19 protein-coding genes and 1 pseudogene are annotated in these 18,367 nt (G+C 51.5%); 15 read left to right on the top strand and 5 right to left on the bottom strand.

Annotated features, from left to right (window positions below; all coding sequences use genetic code 11):
- Nucleotides 1-43 precede the first annotated feature (43 nt).
- The 4 genes from cueR (at nt 44) to IX31_RS23705 (ending at nt 1,368) form a co-directional block, all read left to right on the top strand.
- Nucleotides 44-523 carry a Cu(I)-responsive transcriptional regulator gene (gene cueR / locus IX31_RS03100; RefSeq protein ID WP_034455696.1) on the top strand — a complete coding sequence of 160 codons (480 nt, stop codon included), beginning with the start codon at nt 44-46 and terminating at the stop codon, nt 521-523.
- 116 nt (nt 524-639) lie between these two features.
- Entirely contained in the window at nt 640-837 is a 198-nt protein-coding gene (locus tag IX31_RS03095) for a heavy-metal-associated domain-containing protein (RefSeq protein WP_034455695.1), read from the top strand.
- A gap of 131 nt (nt 838-968) precedes the next feature.
- Nucleotides 969-1,229, top strand: a complete 261-nt coding sequence (gene bhsA, locus IX31_RS03090) for a multiple stress resistance protein BhsA (RefSeq protein WP_034457109.1) — start codon at nt 969-971, stop codon at nt 1,227-1,229.
- Between the two features lie 16 nt (nt 1,230-1,245).
- Nucleotides 1,246-1,368: a hypothetical protein gene (locus tag IX31_RS23705; RefSeq protein ID WP_277813392.1), complete on the top strand. Its 123-nt coding sequence runs from the start codon at nt 1,246-1,248 to the stop codon at nt 1,366-1,368.
- A gap of 20 nt (nt 1,369-1,388) precedes the next feature.
- Here IX31_RS23705 and IX31_RS03085 read toward each other — a convergent pair whose 3' ends face one another.
- A complete protein-coding gene (locus IX31_RS03085; RefSeq protein WP_034455694.1) occupies nt 1,389-2,927 on the bottom strand; it encodes a methyl-accepting chemotaxis protein in 1,539 nt (512 codons plus the stop codon).
- Between the two features lie 188 nt (nt 2,928-3,115).
- Between IX31_RS03085 and IX31_RS03080 the strand changes: the two genes are divergently transcribed.
- On the top strand, nt 3,116-4,474 hold the full coding sequence (locus IX31_RS03080; RefSeq protein ID WP_034455693.1) for an esterase-like activity of phytase family protein: 1,359 nt from the start codon (nt 3,116-3,118) through the stop codon (nt 4,472-4,474).
- A 44-nt stretch (nt 4,475-4,518) separates the two neighbouring features.
- Here the strand turns inward: IX31_RS03080 and IX31_RS03075 are convergent, their stop codons facing one another.
- Nucleotides 4,519-5,454 (bottom strand): LysR substrate-binding domain-containing protein, encoded by a 936-nt coding sequence (locus IX31_RS03075; RefSeq protein WP_034455692.1) that lies wholly within the window; start codon nt 5,452-5,454, stop codon nt 4,519-4,521.
- A gap of 103 nt (nt 5,455-5,557) precedes the next feature.
- Between IX31_RS03075 and IX31_RS03070 the strand changes: the two genes are divergently transcribed.
- Nucleotides 5,558-5,983 carry an ester cyclase gene (locus IX31_RS03070; RefSeq protein ID WP_034455691.1) on the top strand — a complete coding sequence of 142 codons (426 nt, stop codon included), beginning with the start codon at nt 5,558-5,560 and terminating at the stop codon, nt 5,981-5,983.
- A 100-nt stretch (nt 5,984-6,083) separates the two neighbouring features.
- Here the strand turns inward: IX31_RS03070 and IX31_RS03065 are convergent, their stop codons facing one another.
- Entirely contained in the window at nt 6,084-7,055 is a 972-nt protein-coding gene (locus IX31_RS03065) for a LacI family DNA-binding transcriptional regulator (protein WP_034455690.1), read from the bottom strand.
- A gap of 186 nt (nt 7,056-7,241) precedes the next feature.
- On the opposite strand from IX31_RS03065, the gene IX31_RS03060 reads away from it, so the two are divergent.
- From IX31_RS03060 to IX31_RS03045, 4 genes are read left to right on the top strand one after another with little or no spacing between them, the layout of a single operon-like run.
- Nucleotides 7,242-8,489 (top strand): MFS transporter, encoded by a 1,248-nt coding sequence (locus IX31_RS03060; protein WP_034455689.1) that lies wholly within the window; start codon nt 7,242-7,244, stop codon nt 8,487-8,489.
- Nucleotides 8,479-9,567 carry a Gfo/Idh/MocA family protein gene (locus tag IX31_RS03055; RefSeq protein ID WP_034455688.1) on the top strand — a complete coding sequence of 363 codons (1,089 nt, stop codon included), beginning with the start codon at nt 8,479-8,481 and terminating at the stop codon, nt 9,565-9,567. The genes IX31_RS03060 and IX31_RS03055 overlap by 11 nt, the downstream gene beginning before the upstream one ends.
- The gene (locus tag IX31_RS03050) at nt 9,567-10,625 is read left to right on the top strand and encodes a sugar phosphate isomerase/epimerase family protein (protein ID WP_034455687.1); all 1,059 of its coding nucleotides are present in this window, start codon (nt 9,567-9,569) and stop codon (nt 10,623-10,625) included. Before IX31_RS03055 ends, IX31_RS03050 begins: the two co-directional genes overlap by 1 nt.
- A 3-nt stretch (nt 10,626-10,628) precedes the next feature.
- Complete coding sequence (locus tag IX31_RS03045; protein WP_034455686.1) at nt 10,629-11,744, top strand: Gfo/Idh/MocA family protein; 1,116 nt, start codon at nt 10,629-10,631, stop codon at nt 11,742-11,744.
- A gap of 70 nt (nt 11,745-11,814) precedes the next feature.
- On the opposite strand, the gene IX31_RS23465 is transcribed toward IX31_RS03045, so the two are convergent.
- Together IX31_RS23465 and IX31_RS03040 are read right to left on the bottom strand one after the other, a co-directional pair.
- Entirely contained in the window at nt 11,815-11,970 is a 156-nt protein-coding gene (locus tag IX31_RS23465; RefSeq protein WP_122973980.1) for a type II toxin-antitoxin system RelE/ParE family toxin, read from the bottom strand.
- Nucleotides 11,957-12,285, bottom strand: a pseudogene (locus IX31_RS03040) (type II toxin-antitoxin system ParD family antitoxin). Before IX31_RS03040 ends, IX31_RS23465 begins: the two are co-directional and overlap by 14 nt.
- Nucleotides 12,286-12,534: 249 nt before the next feature.
- Between IX31_RS03040 and IX31_RS03035 the strand changes: the two are divergent.
- From IX31_RS03035 to IX31_RS03015, 5 genes are all read left to right on the top strand, one after another.
- On the top strand, nt 12,535-13,800 hold the full coding sequence (locus tag IX31_RS03035) for an ABC transporter substrate-binding protein (protein WP_034455684.1): 1,266 nt from the start codon (nt 12,535-12,537) through the stop codon (nt 13,798-13,800).
- Nucleotides 13,801-14,718, top strand: coding sequence for a carbohydrate ABC transporter permease (locus IX31_RS03030; RefSeq protein ID WP_051880504.1), 918 nt, complete (start codon nt 13,801-13,803; stop codon nt 14,716-14,718).
- Nucleotides 14,718-15,563: a carbohydrate ABC transporter permease gene (locus IX31_RS03025; RefSeq protein WP_034455683.1), complete on the top strand. Its 846-nt coding sequence runs from the start codon at nt 14,718-14,720 to the stop codon at nt 15,561-15,563. The genes IX31_RS03030 and IX31_RS03025 overlap by 1 nt, the downstream gene beginning before the upstream one ends.
- 2 nt (nt 15,564-15,565) lie before the next feature.
- Nucleotides 15,566-16,660, top strand: coding sequence for an ABC transporter ATP-binding protein (locus tag IX31_RS03020; RefSeq protein WP_034455682.1), 1,095 nt, complete (start codon nt 15,566-15,568; stop codon nt 16,658-16,660).
- Nucleotides 16,661-16,726: 66 nt separating this feature from the next.
- The gene (locus IX31_RS03015) at nt 16,727-18,367 is read left to right on the top strand and encodes a glycoside hydrolase family 13 protein (protein ID WP_034455681.1); all 1,641 of its coding nucleotides are present in this window, start codon (nt 16,727-16,729) and stop codon (nt 18,365-18,367) included.

Below are 18,367 nucleotides of genomic sequence, written 5' to 3'. Positions count from 1 at the left end.
ATCCCTCGCTTGCTTGAGGGGATTCCCCCAGAAGGAGTGAATGATGAATATCGGTCAAGCAGCCAAGTTTTCCGGTGTGTCAGCAAAGATGATTCGCTATTACGAACAGATTGGTTTGATCCCCAAAGCCCTTCGTTCTGATGCCGGTTATCGACATTACAGCCAGCCGGACGTGCATAGTCTTTGCTTCATTCGTCGCGCCCGCGACCTTGGTTTTTCGGTCGAACAGATCGGGGTATTGTTGGCTTTGTGGCACGACCGTGACCGTGCGAGCGCCGATGTCAAGATGATGGCGCTCTCCCATGTTGCCAGACTAAAGGCGAAAATTGACGAGCTGCAAGCGATGGCGCAAACGCTCGAGCATCTTGCCGATCACTGCCGCGGTAATGACCGTCCAAATTGCCCGATCCTTGCAGACCTGGCTGAGTCCATCGCCGCGGCGGAACAACCGCCACTCACTTCACGCAGGACGCCGCGGTTTGGTGTGGACACTCGCGCTTCATCACGTTCATCGTCACGCTGATTGAAGATTAAAAAAAGTCGCCACTTTACTGGAAAATTTTGTTGAAAAGCATTTGACCTTACCACGCTGTCAAGCTCGATAGTGAGTTTGAAACAGTAAACAAACAGGAGATCAAAATGCTTCATTTCTACATTCCAAAAATGACCTGCGGCGGCTGCGCTAAGTCCGTCACCCAAGCGCTGCTGAGTGTCGATCCGCATGCACCCATCGAGACTAACACGGCTTTAGGTGAAGTTTGGGTTGATAGCACCATGGAGGAGAGCGATTTCATCGCAGCACTTAGCAAGGTGGGCTTCCCGGTGCGAAATACCTGATATCCCGACGCATAGCGACAACCTACTTCAAGAGGTTAACCGCGTCACTCAGTACTGAGGAAACATTCTAAATAATGAGCTCCGTTGATTAAACGGAGCTCATATACGAATACAGAAAAGGAAAACAGATGATGAAAAACGTAACAATGACCCTCGCCGCTCTTACTCTGGCTACGCTTTCTTTCTCTTCTATAGCTGCAAACCTGGTTGACTCAGCGCCAGTGACTCAGGAGAAAGTCGGTGTCATTACCGCATGCACAAGCAGTAATAGCATTTCAAGTCTGCAACATGAAATGAATGTCAAAGCCACCAGAGTGGGTGCCAGTTCTTACCGTATCGTCGGGGCTTACGGCAACAACCGTTTGTGCGGTTCTGCGGAGATTTATAAATAAGCCTGGCGCTAATGAAATGGACGCTCCCATTTATCTGGCATCAAAGGAGGGTAATAGCCTTACGCCCGAGCAGCAGTGGGATAACGTCCGCCTGGTGACGACGCTTGCCGAAAAGTTTGGTCATCGGTTTGTCGGGTGACTGACGTCACCCGATCCCGCTTACGCCAACTTGAATACCGCTACCGTTTCATTTAACGCTTGCGACTGCTCTTTAAGCGACATTGCCGCCGCTGAAGCCTGCTCTACCAACGCGGCATTTTGCTGTGTCACCACATCCATTTGCACTACAGCCTGGTTAATCTGCTCGATACCGCGGCTTTGCTCACCTGTAGACACTGCAATCTCTTCCATCAGCCCGGTGACTTCTTTGATGGCGTTGGAAATGCGCTGCATACTTTCGCCCGCACGGTTCACCAGATTGCTGCCGATATTGACTTGCTCGCCAGAAAGCTCAATTAGCTCTTTGATCTCTTTCGCTGCCACCGATGAACGTTGGGCCAGGTTGCGTACCTCTGTTGCTACAACTGCAAATCCGCGGCCTTGCTCACCTGCGCGTGCGGCTTCAACCGCGGCATTCAGCGCCAGAATATTGGTCTGGAAAGCAATATCTTCGATAATGCTAATAATATTGTCGATTTTGCTGGAGCTGGACTCAATATTACGCATTGAATCAATTACTTCACTGACAATCTCATTGCCATCATTGGCAGCAGTTAGCATGCCATTTGCCAGTTTGTTGGCCTGGCGAGAGTTGTCGGAAGTCGATTTTACCGTCACGGTCAACTGCTCCATGCTGGCAGCCGTTTGACCCAGCGATGATGCCTGCTCTTCGGTTCTGGCAGAAAGGTCGGTGTTACCGGCGGCAATCTCTTCAGAGGCGTAAGCCACGGTCTGGCTCGACTCGCGCACCTGGCCGATAATACTTGCCAGTGATACACGCATTTGCTCAAGCTCGCGCATCATTGCACCAATCTCGTCATTGGCACTGGCAACAATCGGCGTATGCAACACACCGCTGGCGATTTCAGTGCAATGCTCTTTGGCTTTATCCAGTTCGTTGAGTACCCGTTTTTTTAGAAGCCAGAATACGGCACCGAGGATAACGGCGAAGATTAGTGCAAAAATCGCGATACTCAGGAGACTCTGTTTGAAACCAGATTGAGCATCTTTGTTGAGCTGCTGCGCATACTGCTGGCGGAATGCCAGTAATTTATCCAGTGCGACTTCAAATTGCTTATCCAGCTGCGGCAGGGTGGATGTCACCAGCGCACGAGCACGTGGAATGTCGTTGGCGCGGACAGCATCCAGTAAGGGTTGTAAGCCTTGCTCACGATAATTCACAAATGCGTTCTGATAGGAATCAGTCAAGACCTGTTCACCAGGCTGTTTGGGTGCCTCAAGATAAGCCTGAAATGCGGTGTTTGCCTTCTCTAGTACCGATTGTGCGCCGTTAAGTGCCTGTAGCCCCTGATCGTTTAATCCTTGCTCACGCTCTTCTAACGCTTCCATGGCACGAACGCGCATGGTGCGGCTGTGGTTGATTGGGTCGATTACCGATAACACCACACGGATTTCGCGATTTACATTATCCAGAGATTGGTTGCTTCGCGTTAATGACCAGATGTTGGATGCAGTGCTAACCAGAAAAATAATCAGTAACGTACTGAAAACTAGAATCGAAAAACGCCTGACGGACATGCGATACCCTTTTGTTTATAAAATAACCTGACTCGTTTCAGCCAGCACACCTGGGTATATCGGCAAGAATTGCAGGATATTTAGTTGCACAAAGTCATCACGTAAGAAAATAGTCATATTTGTGTCATATGACTGCTTTATATCTTGTTGACCAAAACGGGTGACCAAAACCAAAGGTAGCAAACACCATGAAATTAAAACCTTTTGCGCTGTTATTGACCTCTTTACTCCCTCTGGCAAGCCAGGCAGCAGAACCGCAGGTTGATCGTTACGTTGTCACATTCCCACAAGGTGACCATGTCGAATATAAAGGGGCATATGCCAGTCATTTCCCGGATGGTTTACCGGTTGGCGTGGGGTCGGGGCTGCAATTTATTCGTAAAGAGGGTGATGCCCTGGTATTTGCCACGGTAACCGATCGCGGCCCAAATGCTGACTCACCAAAAGCCGGTAAAAAAGATTCAAAGATTTTTGCTAACCCGAAGTTTACCCCATTGCTGATGACCATCCGCGTTGCTGATGGCAAAGCGCAGGCAACTGATGCGCACGCACTACATGATGAAAACGGCCCAATTAGCGGCCTACCGTTACCGGAAGGGTTAATCGGTGCCACCAATGAAATCGCCTTGAGTGACACCTTGCAGCAGTTATCGAGTGATAAACGTGGCCTGGATACTGAGGGGGTCACCCCGGATGGCAAAGGCGGTTACTGGTTGTGTGACGAATATGGCCCATTCATCATCAATATCGACGCTAACGGCAAAATCCTTAAAAAATATGGCCCGCAGGCAGAGCAAGGCGAGCAGGGCGTGGCGGGGGGCTTGCCGAACATTATCAAATGGCGCCAGGCCAACCGTGGTTTTGAAGGGATTACACGCATGCCAGACGGACGTATTATCGCCGCCGTGCAAAGCACATTGGATATCGACGGCAAAACCAAAAACAGCGCGCAGTTTACCCGCCTGGTGAGCTTTAACCCGGAAACCGGCAAAACCGAGATGTACGGCTACCCCATTGATGTAGATGTCTACAAGAAAGCCAAAGACGCTAAAATTGGCGATATCGTTGCACTGGATAACAACCGCCTGCTGCTGATTGAGCAGGGCGGTGACAAAAACAAAGCCATGCGTAATCTGATTTATGTCGTTGACCTCAGCCATGCCAGCGATCTGAGTTCATTCGATAAAGAAAAAGCACCCGAGTTTGACGACGCCGAACAACTGAAAGCACGTGGTATCAAACTGGCGGAGAAAAAAGAGATTGTTGATCTGCGTAAACTGGGCTGGCAGCAAGAGAAAGCGGAAGGCATGACGCTGATTGATAACCAGACCATCGCCGTGATTAACGACAACGATTTTGGTCTGCAGCCGGTACTGGAAAACCCGGATGCTGACGATAAGAAAGCAGATGACTATGAGGTGGATGGCAAAGGGCATCTGCTGCGCGACGGTATAGAAGTCGCGACTAAAATCGCTTTAAAACCGTTGGAAATACCGGAATCACAAAACGAGCTTTGGGTTATTAAATTGCCTGAGGCGTTGAAATAAGACGATTTGATATAATACCGGGCAGCCAGATGGTTGCCCTTATTTTATTTTTCAGTATTACTTTCCATTACGCTGCGAATTGAGTCTACGAGTGCAACTGCTGCGGGTGATAATTCGGAGTCGGCAAGTCGGGAAATACCAATTTGCTCCAGAATCAGCGGCTCGAATGACGGGAGCCTCACAAGATCGTTACGGTAAGTCAAATCAGTCACAATAGACTGCGGCAAGATCCCCAATAGGTCTGTCTTTTTTAATAACCACAAGATATTAAAAAACGAAACCGCTTCAATAGTGGCATGGGGAGGATCCATATTTTCATGATAAAAAATATTATCAAATTGCTTACGCAACGTGGTCTCAACCGGAGGCAAAATCCATGCCTCGCGCTTTAGTGTCTCAAGTGTTGCATTAGGATTTTGTTCCAGTGGGTGCCCGCGCCGCGCAACAATGATGGCATTTTCGCTAAATAGCGCTTCCTGTGCGATGACTGCACTGGAACGAATATCGGATAGACGGCCCACCAGGAAATCCAGCTCTCCAGAAATCAGTCGAGGTAGGAGCTCTCCACTAACGCCTTCAACAATTTTTATACGAATATCGGGCCGGGAAACACTTAGCCGGGCAATTGCCGCAGGGATCAGGTAACTCGATCCGGTCAAAATACTGCCAATCGCAACCCTGCCTGTTTGCCCGCGTCCCATGGCATCGATCGCCTGAGAGACTTGGTCAAGCTGCGCCAGCACCATTTTGCTTCTCTCGACAAAGTCCCGGCCCAGTTCCGTGGGCGTCACACCACGACGATTGCGCAAAAACAGCTTTGCCTCGACTGCATCTTCAAGATCCTGAAGCAGTTTACTGGCGGTTGGTTGTGAAACCTTTAGTGAACGTGCGGCGTGAAGAACACTTCCGTACTCAAAGAGCGCTATCGCCAGACGAAAATGTCTTACCGTCGCCCAACGTTCTAATCTGTCTGTTCTCATGTGCTATCCACTTTTTGAATATCACATGCAATATATCCGGTATTTACGAATATCACAAACCTTCATATACTCGTTTTTTATATTATCCAACCGGAGTTTTCCCATGAAAGAAAATAACCTTGAAACAGTAAAAAAATACTTCAAATATTGTGTCGATGGAAAAGATGCACAGCGCGTTGATGAGTATTTTGCCAAAGATGTCATTATTCATCGCCCTGATTGCGATGCACCAATACATGGTATTGAGAATTTCAAGCAAGCGTTAACCGAACACGTATTAGACCGCTATGAATCCATTGTCACGACATTCAGCAAAGAAGTGGTCACTGAAGATGTAGTGGTGGTTCATTTAAAACATGTTGCGCGAGGTTCTAACACCTGGCATGGTTTTGATGTTCATGGCAAAGATGTTACATGGACCGCGTTGACTTATTTCCGATTTAATTCCGAAGGAAAAGTCGTTGAAGAGATTGTCGAAAGAAATGAGTTATTTATGGCAAAGCAGGTTGGGATTATTGATTATAAATAAATCAGGCTTAAATAAACGATAACGTTATCCATATAGCACCCGAATTATTGCGGGAAATAGTGTACTTTCCCGCCCCATAAATTTAATTTCACGAAATTAACTATACCGATCCCCGCACCAGTAATTTCCAGTCCAGAATCTCATTCACCGTTTCAACTTCCGGGTTATTAATGCGCTCAAGCAGCAACTGCACGCTGCGAACGCCGAGCTGGTGCATCGGCTGCTCGATAGTCGTAAGCGGCGGAAAAGTCACGGAACCAAACGGCACGCCATCAAAGCCCATTACCGCGACATCTTCCGGAACACGCAAACCTTGCTCATGAGCGTAATGCATCGCGCCACCGGCCAGTGCATCGGAAATGGCGAATACCGCGTCTGGCGGTTCGGGTAGGGTAAACAGTTCAGCCATCGCTTGTATGCCAGCCTGATATTCCAGGCTGTCGGCATACACCACCGCTTGCCAGTTTTTACCAGAAGCAGCGCGATATCCCGCTTCACGCTGTTGAGAATAGAGATAACGCAGATCGCCGTTGATTAATGCGATGCGCTTATATCCTGATGTCATCAGGTGATCGACTGCGGCAGAAGCCGCTTTGAAGTTATCAATGGTTACCGATGATGCGTTATAACCCGGATCGCCTTCACCACATTGTACCCAGGGTGAATCCCCAATCAGCGTGGTTAACCCCGGCAAGCAACTGATGGCATCCATGGTGATAACGCCATCGACTACTTTGCCGCTTAACAGACGCAAATAGGCCGATTCACGCGTCAGGCGTGATTCAGAATTGCATAGCAGAATGTGGTAGCCATGCTTTTCCGCTTCCTCTTCGATACCGCGCACCACGCGGGCGCAGAAGGGGTTGGTGATGTTTGAAACCAACACTAATAGCATGCGACTGCGTGAAGTGCGTAACTGGCGCGCCAGCAGGTTAGGTTGGTATTCGCACGCCTCGATCGCCGCCAGCACTTTGTCGCGCGTGTCCGGTTTAACGGCGGGATTGCCGTTTAAAACCCTGGAAACGGTCGCGGTAGAAACACCAGCAATTCTCGCCACTTTATCTATCGACATGTTGATCCTTTGGACGATCGGTTGATTTGTGAACCACATTCCAGATTTGAATTGATAGTAACAAATAATTCATCAGCATGATGGTAACCCTGATGAAATCGATTACATTTTTAGTGAAGTGCGAATGTAATCGATTTCATAACAAAAACTCTTACCCTTAAATCAATACTCTGTACCGGAGGATTTATGTCTTCTCAGTCGGCCGTTGGGGCACAAGTGGCTACTCATAAATGGGTTATTCCACGCCTGTCGTTAATGATGTTTCTCGAGTTTTTCGTCTGGGGGGCCTGGTATGTCACCCTCGGGGTGGTGATGGGTAAATATGGCCTGAGTGCGTTGATTGGTGATGCGTATTCCACTGGGCCGATTGCTTCCATTTTGTCGCCGTTTGTTCTCGGCATGCTGGTGGACCGTTTCTTTGCCTCGCAAAAAGTCCTCGGCGTGTTGCACCTGATTGGCGCGGCATTACTGTGGTGGCTGCCGGGCATGTTTGAAAGCGGGCAGAGCGGCCTGTTGTGGATAGTATTTGCCTACATGCTTTGCTACATGCCAACAATTGCGCTGAGCAACAACGTAGCGTTCCACAGTCTTGCGAACAGTGAAAAAGGGTTCCCGATTGTGCGTGCGTTCGGCACCATCGGCTGGATTGTCGCGGGGTTAATTGTTGGCACCAGCGGGCTTTCTGACAGCACGGGTATCTTCACCCTGGCGGCGGTAGCCTCTGTGGTGTTGGGGATTTATAGCTTTACACTGCCTAATACGCCCGCACCAGATCGTGGCAAACCGCTTTCGATGCGTGATCTGGTTTGTGCCGATGCGTTCGCTCTGCTTAAACAGCGCCATTTTATGGTGTTTATCATTTGCGCGACGTTAATTTCCATTCCTCTTGCTGCTTATTACGCCTACGCCGCGCCGTTTATTTCCGCAGTTGGGTTTGAGAACGTCAGCGGCGTGATGGCATTAGGTCAGATGTCTGAGCTGCTGTTTATGCTATTGATTCCGTTCTTCTTCCGCCGTCTGGGCATCAAAATGATGCTGCTTATCGGTATGCTGGCATGGTTTGCTCGTTACGCGATGTTTGCCCTTGGCATCACCGAAGAGACACGCTGGATGATCTACATCGGCATCATTCTGCATGGGGTTTGCTACGACTTCTTCTTTGTCATCGGTTTTATCTACACCGACAAAGTGGCAGGCAACAAAGTGAAGGGGCAAGCGCAAAGCCTGCTGGTGCTGTTCACTTACGGTTTAGGGATGCTGATTGGCTCGCAAATTAGCGGCGCGGTATTTAACCGTTCGGTTACTGCACAAGGCGCTGAGGGCTTGTTGCAATGGCAACAGTTCTGGTGGATGCCAGCTATTGCAGCCGTGGTGATTGCGGCGATCTTCTTCTTTAGCTTCAACTATAAAGAGGGCGAGCAGCATGGCAAATAAGCCGCTGCGCGTGTTGGTTGTGGGCTGCGGGAATATGGGGGCTGCCCACAGCCTTGCGTATCAGCATCTGGACGAATTTACTCTCTGCGGGCTGGTGGCCCGTGGGGATTCTAAAGCCCGTTTGAAAACTCAACTTGCAGCGGAAATTCCACTATTCGATGATTTAAAACTGGCGATTGCCGAAACTCAGGCTGATGCAGTATGCATCGCCACCTGGCCCGACACCCACGAAGTGCTGGCATTAACGGCACTTGCCGCAGGCTGCCATGTATTCCTTGAAAAGCCGCTTGCCACCACGGTAAGTGGGGCGAAACGCGTTGTAGCCACCGCGCGGTTGGCAGGTAAAAAACTGGTGGTTGGCTACATTCTGCGACACCACCCGGCGTGGCAGCAGTTTATCGAGTTATCACACGGACTGGGTAAACCGCTGGTGATGCGCATGAACCTCAATCAGCAAAGCAGCGGCAGCGCCTGGCACACCCACAAAATGCTGATGCAGTCGCTTTCACCGATTGTCGATTGCGGTGTGCATTATCTGGATGTGATGTGCCAGATGACGCAATCCACCCCGCAGTCGGTGAGCGCCATTGGCGTGCGTTTAACTGACGAAATCGCGCCAGAGCAGTTTAACTACGGGCAGCTTCAGGTGCGTTTTGAAGACGGTTCTGTGGGCTGGTACGAGGCGGGATGGGGGCCGATGATGAGCCAGACTGCATTCTTTATTAAAGATGTGATTGGCCCGCAAGGCTCGGTGTCGATTATCCCTCGTGAAGCCGCTGGCGAAGGGCAGTCAGCCAATGTGGAAGCACACACCCGTACTGAATCACTGCGCGTTCATCACTCTCAACTAAACGCACAGGGCGAGTTTGTTCACCAGGATGAATGGGTGACGGCAAGCAATGAACCCGACCACTTTGCTTTGTGCCAACTCGAACAACAGTTTTTTGCCCGCGCCATTTTTGAGGATAGCGACTTAGCGCAGCATCAACAGCAGGCCATTGATAGCCTGGCTGTGGTGTTGGCCGCAGACCTGGCTGTGCGCGAACAGCGCACGGTATTGATCAAGGAGATGTTGTAATGAAAACCCTGAAAGGGCCGTCCATATTTCTCTCACAGTTTATTTCCGACCAGCCGCCGTTTAACGCTCTCGACACGTTAGTGGCCTGGGCTGCGGGGCTGGGCTACAAAGCGGTACAAATCCCTACGCATTTGCCGCATATTTTTGACCTCGCCAAAGCGGCGCAAAGCCAGGAGTACTGTGCAGAAATTCGTGGCGTGCTGGCGAATGTCGGGCTGGAAATCAGCGAGCTCTCAACCCATCTGCAAGGGCAATTAGTTGCTGTGCATCCCGCTTACGATGCGGCGTTTGCCGGATTTGCTCCGCCGGAATTAGCGCACGATGCCGCAGGCCGCCAGCAATGGGCGGTGAACAGCCTGAAACAGGCGGCGCGTGCTTCGCAAAATTTAGGGCTGAACGCTCACGCGACGTTTTCAGGTGCGCTGGCCTGGCCCTATTTTTACCCCTGGCCGCCGCGGAATGAACAACTGCTTGATGAAGCATTTCAAGAACTCGCCTCCCGCTGGAAACCGATTCTGGACTGTTTTGATGAGGCGGGCGTCGACGTATGTTTCGAGCTTCATCCTGGTGAAGATTTGCATGATGGTGTTACTTTCGAGCGTTTTCTGGCACTGGTTGATAACCACCCGCGCTGCAATATTCTCTACGATCCAAGCCACATGTTGCTGCAACACATGGATTACCTGAGTTTTATCGACCACTACCATCAGCGTATTAAAGCTTTCCACGTTAAAGACGCCGAATATTTGCCGTCGGCAAAAAGCGGAGTCTACGCCGGTTATCAGTCATGGATTGATCGCCCAGGGCGTTTTCGTTCGCTCGGCGACGGACAGGTTAATTTCAATGGGATCTTTAGCAAGCTGGCGCAATACGATTACGACGGATGGGCTACGCTTGAATGGGAGTGTTGCCTGAAATCAGGCGAAGCGGGTGCGCGTGAAGGAGCCAAATTCATCTCCGACCATATTATTCCGGTTGCCGATTATGCCTTTGACGACTTTGCGCTGCGCGACAGCGATAGAACGGCTGTACGTCGCATGCTCGGGCTGGAGGAATAACCCATGAAACGACTTCGTTTAGGTATGGTTGGTGGTGGTGAAGGTTCGTTTATCGGCGGCGTGCACCGCATTGCAGCACGTCTTGATGACCAGTTTGAACTGGTTGCCGGGGCGTTTTCGTCCTCGCCGGAAGTGGCAAAACGCAGCGGTGAAGCGCTGTTTATCGAAGCCGAACGCTGCTATGCCAGTTGGCAGGAGATGGCTGAAAGAGAGGCATCACGCCCGGATGGCATTGAAGTTGTCTCGATTGTCACCCCGAACCATCTTCACGTTCCGGTAGCAAAAGTATTTTTGCAACACGGTATTCATGTGATCTGCGATAAACCGCTCGGGGTAACGCTCGGCGAGGCGCAGGAGCTGGCGCAGATTATCGACGCAACCGGCCTGCAATTTATTCTGACCCACAACTACAGCGCGCTGCCGATGGTGCGCGAAGCCCGTGCACGTATCGCCAATAGCGAAATCGGTGATATTCGTGCCATTGAAGTAGAGTATTTGCAGGACTGGCTGAACGACAGACTGGAGTTAACCGACAACAAGCAGGCGAGCTGGCGTGGAAACCCGGCCATGGCGGGTGCAGGTGCGATTGGTGATATTGGCACTCATGCCTGGCAACTTGCGGCGTTTGTCAGCGGTATGGAGCCAGAAGCTTTACGCGGCGAACTGCTAACACGTATTCCGGGCCGCGTGCTGGACGATGAAGTGTACGCCGAAATGCGTTACGCCAACGGTGCGCGCGGGCGTTTATGGGCAAGCCAGGTGGCACCCGGTTTTGAAAACGATCTGCGGCTGCGCATCGTGGGAAGCAGGGCGACGATCAGTTTTCGCCAGCAACAGCCTGAAATCCTGGAAATCCATCCGCATCATGGAAACAGTTACGTTGTCACGCGAAACGGTGTGAATAATCACGATTCCGTGCGCCACCAGTGCCGCACACCTGCCGGGCATCCGGAAGGTTATCTGGAAGGGTTCGCGCAAATTTACCGGGAAGCAGCGGTTAAAATTCGCGGTGGCGACGCGCCCTGGCTACCGGGCATTGCCGAAGGACTTGCTGGTATGAAGTTTATCGAGACAGTGCGAGAGAGTAGCAACCGTGGCGGTGAATGGCTGGAATGGTGAGTGTCTTGATTCAAAGGCGTAGCATTGCTTCAAAAAAGCGACTCAGTAAATGCTGATCGGCATCTTCGGCTCACTGCCAGTGTAGATGCCGGTTCACATCCTGGCTCTGACCAAGAATACGGATGATGATAATTTCTGCCTGCGCCTTCCCGAAATGCAACAGTCCATAATCCCAGATGGCAGTCAGATCATCATTCGCTTTTGGCGTAAGTTTAACTATTCTCACCCGTTTTCCTCGTCCCTGATTTCACGTTCAGCAGGAAAGCGTCCTTTTCCCATGCCTGCGGCTCCCCGCTGCTTAATCCTTCTGCCAGCATGTCTCGCAATGCCTGAAGGCGCGACTCAGCCTGTTTTTCCCGTAGAAGCCGAAGGGATTCGCGGATAACTTCACTTTGTGTCCGGTAATCACCTGATTCAATAAGGGATTCTATAAATTCCCGCAGTTCATCACCAAGATCGACCGTCATTGTTCTGGCCATTATGCGTCCGATGTAAGTTTAAATCTTACAATAGTGTATTGGGCATCAGGGATAATTGCCAGTTCGGGACGTAATCCAGGCTGTATTTCATCGTTGTTTCAAAAAGTGGTTTTTCGGTTGCTTCTGGCTCACACCCCCGTAGCGCGTCCTACTCAAAAGTGAAATAAAAAATAGCGATACGTGCACCGCGTCGAGAATTTGCACAAAGGTTAGGGCGCTAAGTTGCTGATGTAGACGGTTGTTAACTAACTTTTCAAATGGTGTGCTGTTTTTTCACCCCCTCCGAAGCTATCTGAATAAAAGAGGAAACAATGAAAAAGCTGACGTTAAGTCTTATTACCTTAGCGCTCGCGGGTGTTTCAAACGCCGCGCTTGCCGATACCCTGCGTATGGAATGCCCGATCTCCCCCGGCGGTAAGGAATACTGCAAATACGTCAAAGACCGTTTTGAAAAGCAGACCAGTAACAAGCTTGAGTTTATCGAGTTCCCTGCGGCGTCGGATGAAAAGCTGGCGCTGCTCCAGCAACTTTTTGCTGCCAAAGATGAAAAAGCCGTGGATTTGTTCCAGTCAGACACCATCTGGGTGGGGCTGCTTGATAAACAAACGCTCGATTTAACCGACGCAGTTGGGGATATGAAAGGCGATTTCTTCCCCGGTCCGTGGGCGAACGACACGGTGAACGGCAAAGTGAAAGCGGTTCCGGCTTATCTCGACACCGGCGTGCTCTATTACCGTAAAGACCTGCTGGAAAAATACAACGAACAACCGCCAAAAACCTGGGAAGACCTGACGCGTATCGCTACCAAAATTCAGGAAGAAGAGCGCAAAGCGGGGCACAAAAACTTCTGGGGAATGATCTTCCAGGGCAAATCGTATGAAGGGCTGACCTGTAACGCGCTGGAGTGGATTGACTCCTATGGTGGCGGCACCTTTATCGACGAAAAAGGGAACGTGACCGTTAATAATCCTAAGGCTGCGGCAGCGTTGGATATGGTCGCAGGCTGGATTGGTAAAATCACGCCGAAAGGGGCGTTAGGTTACAAAGAAGAAGAGTCGCGAGCGGTGTTCCAGAATGGCGACGCACTATTTATGCGCAACTGGCCTTATGCCTATCTGCTCTCGCAAGGCGCTGATAGCCCGCTGAAAGGCAAAGTCGGCGTAGCACCGCTTCCTGCCGGGCCAGACGGGAAATCAGCCAACGCCCTGGGTGGCTGGCAATGGTCGGTTAACGCCAATACCAAAAACAAAGATGCAGCGATTGCGCTGCTGAAAATCCTCACTGATGCCGATTCGCAGAAAATGCAGCTGAAATATCTCGGATTCGCACCTACACGTTCGGCCCTGTATGAAGACAAAGCGGTACTGGAAACCGCACCGCATCTGACGATGTTTAAGGACATCTTCGCCAATGCAGTACCGCGCCCGGCAACGGCGACCAAAAGTCAGTATCCGCGCGTTTCAAACGCCATCTTTAACGTGACCTTTAAAGTGCTCAACGGCAGCAGCGACGGCAAAACGGCGGTCGCCGATCTGCAAAAACGTCTTGAGCGCGTGAAAGGTAAGGACTGGCATTAATTGGCGCATACAGGCTATCAACAACGGCGTCGCCGTATCGCATGGATACTGGTGGCGCCAGCGCTATTACTTCTGGCACTGGCGGCGGGATGGCCGCTGGTGCGTACCTTCTTTTTCAGTTTCACTAACGCGATGCTCGATAACCCGTCCGAGTACCAAATGGTGGGGCTGGCAAACTACTACGCTACGCATGACGGCGACACCAGTGGGGTATTGGTTGACCCTCTCTGGTGGCAGGCTGTCGGCAACACCTTGTGGTTTACCGTGGTATCGGTTGGCATCGAGCTATTTCTGGGGATGTTGCTCGCGCTGCTAATGAACCAGAAATTTCGCGGCCAGGGCTTAGTGCGTACCGCGATTCTGGTGCCGTGGGCGATTCCGACCATTGTGAGCGCCAAAATGTGGGGCTGGATGTTCCACGACCAGTACGGCGTGGTAAACGATTTGCTGGCGAAAATATTTGGTTATCAGGCACATCTGGCGTGGATTGCCGAGCCGTCGCTGTCGATGTGGGCGGTAGTAATTGCCGATGTCTGGAAAACCACGCCTTTTATGGCGCTGATGTTGCTTGCTGCACTGCAACTGATTCCCAGCGATCTTTACGAGGCGGCGCGCGTTGATGGTGCCAGCCCATGGCAGCGCTTTAAGCGCATTACGCTGCCGCTGATTATGCCGGCGATGATTGTGGCGCTGATTTTCCGCGTGATGGACGCGATGCGCATTTTCGATCTGATCTTCGTGCTGACCTCAAACAGTGAGGCCACGATGTCCGTTTCCGGTTATGCCCGTGAGCAGATTATTTCCTATCAGGATATGGGCATGGGCTCGGCAGCATCGGTGCTGGTGTTTATGATGGTGGCGGGTATTGCTGCCTGTTTTATCCGCGTCTCACGTTTAAACGAGAAGGAGAAGCGGTGATGAAAATGACTCGTCGGCAACGCAAATTCGGTCATAGCCTGGTTATCTTCATTGGTGCGACCTGTGCCGTGCTGTTTTGCGTTTTCCCGTTTTATTACGCGATTATCACGTCACTGCGCACCGGGCAGGAGCTGTTTTTACCCTCCTATTTACCGAGCGGCTACCACTGGAGCAACTACGTTACTGCACTGGTGGATAATGGCATCGCCCGCAGCCTGCTTAATTCTGTACTGGTGGCGACGATAACCGTCGGTATCTGTCTGCTGGTGTCCATTACTGCTTCCTTTGCGCTGGCACGCGTGCCGTTTCGTGGACGTAAATTTCTACTGTTTACCATTCTGTGTGTGTCGATGTTCCCGCAGGTGGCGGTGCTGACCGGCATGTTCGAGCTGGTGCGTTTCCTCGGGCTTTATGACTCGCTCGGTGCGCTGGTGCTTTCATACACCACCTTCTCGCTGCCGTTTACCGTTTGGGTGCTCACCACTTTTATGAAGTCGATACCCGTTGAATTGGAAGAGGCGGCGATTGTTGATGGCGCCAAAACCTGGACCATTATCCGCCGGGTGTTTGCCCCGATTCTCGCCCCCGCTTTAGTTACCACCGGGCTGCTGGCGTTTATAGGCGCGTGGAATGAGTTCATGTTTGCGCTGACATTTATTATTTCTGGCGACAAACGCACGGTGCCTGTTGCCATCAGCATGTTCAGCGGTGCGTCTACGTTTGAGCTGCCGTGGGGCAGCATTATGGCAGCGTCGGTGGTGGTGACACTGCCGATTATCGTGCTGGTGCTTATCTTCCAGAAACGCATTGTCAGCGGGCTTACCAGTGGAGCGATTAAGGGATAACCATGGCGCAACTCGTACTCGATAAAATTCAAAAACGCTACGGCGCGGCATCTGAGGTGATTAAACCGCTCGACCTGGAAGTGAACAGCGGGGAATTTGTGGTGGTAGTCGGGCCGTCCGGCTGTGGGAAATCCACCTTGCTGCGTATGGTGGCGGGGCTTGAGGAAATTAGCGGCGGCGAGATGCGCATTGACGGGGTTTGCGTCAACGATGATTCCCCGTCAGAGCGTGGCATAGGTATGGTGTTCCAGTCTTACGCGCTCTATCCGCATATGACGGTGTACCAGAATATGGCGTTTGCGCTGGAAATGGCGAAACTGCCGGTTAAAGAGATCGACGAAAAAGTGCGCGAAAGCGCGCGAATTTTGCAACTGGAGCATTTGCTCGACAGGCGTCCTAAAGATCTTTCTGGCGGGCAGCGTCAGCGCGTGGCCATCGGGCGGGCCATTGTACGCGAGCCGAGCCTGTTTTTGTTCGATGAACCGCTTTCTAACCTTGATGCTTCATTGCGCGTGCAGATGCGCATGGAAATTGCCGCACTGCATAAACGCATCAACGCCACCATTTTGTATGTCACCCACGACCAGGTTGAAGCGATGACGCTTGCCGACCGCATCGTGGTGCTTAATCAAGGGCAAATCGAGCAGGTGGGCACACCGCTTGAGTTGTACGACAGCCCGGCAAACGTGTTTGTCGCGCAGTTTATCGGCTCGCCAAAAATGAACCTGATCCCCGGTGTTTTGGTTTCTGGTAACGCCCAGCGTACCGATGTGATGCTGGAAAATCGCCAGCTGATTTCGCTGCCGGTTAACGGCGCTGGCGTGCCTGAAGGGCAAAAGGTGCAGCTTGGGATTCGCCCGGAACATATCCAGATAACCGAACTGGCGCAGGCAGATATCGAAGGGGAAATTTTATTTGTCGAGCAGATGGGCAACGAGACTTTGCTCTACGTAAATAGCGGTTACGGTAGCGAACCGTTAGTTATGCGCCATACTTTCAGGCTTGAGATCAAAGCTGACCGACGCATCGGCCTGCGGTTGCCGCCGGAGAATTGCTACTTGTTTAACAGTGACGGGCGGGCGTTTGTGCGAATTTAGAAAGCTGGATTTTTCGTGCGTAGGTCGGATAAGTACTGCGTCATCCGACAAAACAAGGAGAAATAAGTGGAAAAAAAATGGTGGCACAATGCGGTGGTGTACCAAATCTATCCGCGCAGTTTTATGGACAGCTTCGGTGATGGTATCGGCGACATCAACGGCATCATCAGCAAACTCGACTACCTGCAACAACTTGGCATCAACCTGATTTGGCTCTCTCCCGTTTACCGCTCGCCAATGGACGATAACGGCTACGACATATCTGACTACGAAGATATTGCCACCGAATTTGGCACCATGGCGGAAATGGAAACCCTTATTGCACAAGCGAAACAGCGTGATATCCACATTCTGATGGATCTGGTGGTTAATCACACCTCCGATGAACACCCGTGGTTTATCGACGCGTTGAAATCGAAAGACAATCCGTATCGTGACTTTTATATCTGGCGTAAACCTGCGGCGGATGGTGGCCCACCAAATGATTTCCGCTCATACTTTGGCGGCAGCGGCTGGGCGTTTGACGAGGCCAGCGGTGAGTATTATCTGCACCAATTTTCTAAGCGCCAGCCTGATCTGAATTGGGACAATCCGCGTGTTCACGATGAAGTCCACGCCATGATGAACCGCTGGCTTGCTAAGGGCATCGGCGGCTTTCGCATGGACGTTATCGATCTCATCGGCAAAGAGGTCGATGCGCAGATTATGGCGAACGGTAAAAACCTGCATGCGCTTATTCGCCAGATGAACCGCGCCACCTTCGGCAAAGGCGATTATGTGACGGTCGGTGAAGCCTGGAGCGCTACGCCAGATGACGCGCTGCTGTATAGCGGGGCCGAGCGCGAAGAGCTTTCGATGGTTTTCCAGTTCGACCACATCAAACAATTCTGGGATGAGCACGCCGGGAAATGGCGCAGCAAACCGTTTGAACTGGCGAGTTTCAAAGCGGTGATTGAGAAGTGGCAAACGGCACTGGCGCATCAGGGCTGGAATTCGTTGTTCTGGAGCAACCACGATTTACCGCGTGCGGTGTCGAAATTTGGTGACGAAGGGGCGTTTCGTGAGCCGTCGGCAAAAATGCTCGCCACCGCGCTGCACTGCCTGAAGGGCACGCCGTATATCTATCAGGGCGAAGAGATCGGCATGACTAATGTGCGGTTCGGGAATATCGATGAGTACCGCGATATTGAAAGCCTGAATCTTTATCACGAGCGACTGGCGCAAGGCGTCAGCCACGAAGAGATGATGCTCGGCATTCACGCTAACGGGCGCGATAACGCCCGCACCCCGATGCAGTGGGACGCTAGTCCAAATGCAGGTTTCACCACTGGTACGCCGTGGATTGCGGTTAACCCCAACTACCGTGAAATCAACGTCGCCGCTGCCCTTGCTGAGCCGGATTCGATTCTCTGGCATTACCAGAAACTGGTGGCGCTGCGTAAGCAGTATCCGATTTTAGTGTACGGCGATTTCCAACCTGTGTTGTGCGAGCATCCGCAGGTGTTTGCCTGGCTGAGAGCACTTGATGATGAGCGGTTGCTGGTCGTCAACAACTTCACCGCTGAGCACCTGACGCTCGACATTCCGCATGAGATGCAGAACTGGCACGGTGAATGTTTGATCAGTAACTACGCGCCGCGCGACCAGTTGGCGGTGAGTCTGGAACTACAACCTTATGAATCTTTTGCGTTATTAATCGGGAGGTAA

The sequence above is a fragment of the Buttiauxella noackiae genome (genome assembly GCF_000737905.1).
GTDB classification, from domain to species: Bacteria; Pseudomonadota; Gammaproteobacteria; order Enterobacterales; family Enterobacteriaceae; genus Buttiauxella; species Buttiauxella noackiae.
This window is presented reverse-complemented; position numbering and strand designations above follow the sequence as displayed.

Coding starts and splice junctions, on each gene's coding strand:
- IX31_RS03060 (WP_034455689.1), top strand. CDS start 7,242: ATGTCTTCTCAGTCGGCCGTTGGGGCACAAGTGGCTACTCATAAATGG.
- IX31_RS03055 (WP_034455688.1), top strand. CDS start 8,479: ATGGCAAATAAGCCGCTGCGCGTGTTGGTTGTGGGCTGCGGGAATATG.
- IX31_RS03035 (WP_034455684.1), top strand. CDS start 12,535: ATGAAAAAGCTGACGTTAAGTCTTATTACCTTAGCGCTCGCGGGTGTT.
- IX31_RS23705 (WP_277813392.1), top strand. CDS start 1,246: ATGGACGCTCCCATTTATCTGGCATCAAAGGAGGGTAATAGCCTTACG.
- IX31_RS03025 (WP_034455683.1), top strand. CDS start 14,718: ATGAAAATGACTCGTCGGCAACGCAAATTCGGTCATAGCCTGGTTATC.
- IX31_RS03050 (WP_034455687.1), top strand. CDS start 9,567: ATGAAAACCCTGAAAGGGCCGTCCATATTTCTCTCACAGTTTATTTCC.
- IX31_RS03045 (WP_034455686.1), top strand. CDS start 10,629: ATGAAACGACTTCGTTTAGGTATGGTTGGTGGTGGTGAAGGTTCGTTT.
- IX31_RS03095 (WP_034455695.1), top strand. CDS start 640: ATGCTTCATTTCTACATTCCAAAAATGACCTGCGGCGGCTGCGCTAAG.
- IX31_RS03020 (WP_034455682.1), top strand. CDS start 15,566: ATGGCGCAACTCGTACTCGATAAAATTCAAAAACGCTACGGCGCGGCA.
- bhsA (WP_034457109.1), top strand. CDS start 969: ATGAAAAACGTAACAATGACCCTCGCCGCTCTTACTCTGGCTACGCTT.
- IX31_RS03065 (WP_034455690.1), bottom strand. CDS start 7,055: ATGTCGATAGATAAAGTGGCGAGAATTGCTGGTGTTTCTACCGCGACC.
- cueR (WP_034455696.1), top strand. CDS start 44: ATGAATATCGGTCAAGCAGCCAAGTTTTCCGGTGTGTCAGCAAAGATG.
- IX31_RS03070 (WP_034455691.1), top strand. CDS start 5,558: ATGAAAGAAAATAACCTTGAAACAGTAAAAAAATACTTCAAATATTGT.
- IX31_RS03080 (WP_034455693.1), top strand. CDS start 3,116: ATGAAATTAAAACCTTTTGCGCTGTTATTGACCTCTTTACTCCCTCTG.
- IX31_RS03075 (WP_034455692.1), bottom strand. CDS start 5,454: ATGAGAACAGACAGATTAGAACGTTGGGCGACGGTAAGACATTTTCGT.
- IX31_RS03085 (WP_034455694.1), bottom strand. CDS start 2,927: ATGTCCGTCAGGCGTTTTTCGATTCTAGTTTTCAGTACGTTACTGATT.